This window comes from Rosenbergiella metrosideri (assembly GCF_022602565.1).
Taxonomy (GTDB): Bacteria; Pseudomonadota; Gammaproteobacteria; order Enterobacterales; family Enterobacteriaceae; genus Rosenbergiella; species Rosenbergiella metrosideri.
Genome location: NZ_JALBCV010000040.1, coordinates 1 through 1,387, shown reverse-complemented (window position 1 = coordinate 1,387; position 1,387 = coordinate 1). Strand labels below are relative to the sequence as shown.

Annotated in this window: 1 rRNA gene; it reads right to left on the bottom strand. The window is 52.4% G+C overall.

The features are described from left to right. A 23S ribosomal RNA gene (locus MKR94_RS16335) occupies positions 1–1,387 on the bottom strand; the annotation flags it as partial.

Here is a 1,387-nt window from a genome sequence, read left to right as displayed (position 1 = left end):
GGAGCAAGTCCCTTCACCTACGCGCCAGCGTGCCTTCTCCCGAAGTTACGGCACCATTTTGCCTAGTTCCTTCACCCGAGTTCTCTCAAGCGCCTTGGTATTCTCTACCTGATCACCTGTGTCGGTTTGGGGTACGATTCAATGTTACCTAGAGCTTAGAGGCTTTTCCTGGAAGCATGGCATCAATTACTTCAGTTCCGTAGAACCTCGTCATCACGTCTCAGCCTTAAGACAGTCCGGATTTACCAAAACCATCAGCCTACTCGCTTAAACCGGGACAACCGTCGCCCGGATAACCTAGCCTTCTCCGTCCCCCCTTCGCAGTAACACCAAGTACAGGAATATTAACCTGTTTCCCATCGACTACGCTTTTCAGCCTCGCCTTAGGGGTCGACTCACCCTGCCCCGATTAACGTTGGACAGGAACCCTTGATCTTCCGGCGAGCGGGTTTTTCACCCGCTTTATCGTTACTTATGTCAGCATTCGCACTTCTGATACCTCCAGCAGACCTCACAGTCCACCTTCAACGGCTTACAGAACGCTCCCCTACCCAACAACACATAGTGTCGCTGCCGCAGCTTCGGTGCATAGTTTAGCCCCGTTACATCTTCCGCGCAGGCCGACTCGACCAGTGAGCTATTACGCTTTCTTTAAATGATGGCTGCTTCTAAGCCAACATCCTGGCTGTCTGGGCCTTCCCACATCGTTTCCCACTTAACTATGACTTTGGGACCTTAGCTGGCGGTCTGGGTTGTTTCCCTCTTCACGACGGACGTTAGCACCCGCCGTGTGTCTCCCGTGATAACATTCTTCGGTATTCGTAGTTTGCATCGGGTTGGTAAGCCGGGATGGCCCCCTAGCCGAAACAGTGCTCTACCCCCGAAGATGAGTTCACGAGGCGCTACCTAAATAGCTTTCGGGGAGAACCAGCTATCTCCCGGTTTGATTGGCCTTTCACCCCCAGCCACAAGTCATCCGCTAATTTTTCAACATTAGTCGGTTCGGTCCTCCAGTTAGTGTTACCCAACCTTCAACCTGCCCATGGCTAGATCACCGGGTTTCGGGTCTATACCTTGCAACTTAACGCCCAGTTAAGACTCGGTTTCCCTGCGGCTCCCCTATTCGGTTAACCTTGCTACAAAATATAAGTCGCTGACCCATTATACAAAAGGTACGCAGTCACACGCTCAAGGCGTGCTCCCACTGCTTGTACGTACACGGTTTCAGGTTCTATTTCACTCCCCTCGCCGGGGTTCTTTTCGCCTTTCCCTCACGGTACTGGTTCACTATCGGTCAGTCAGGAGTATTTAGCCTTGGAGGATGGTCCCCCCATATTCAGACAGGATACCACGTGTCCCGCCCTACTCTTCGAGCTCACAATCAGTG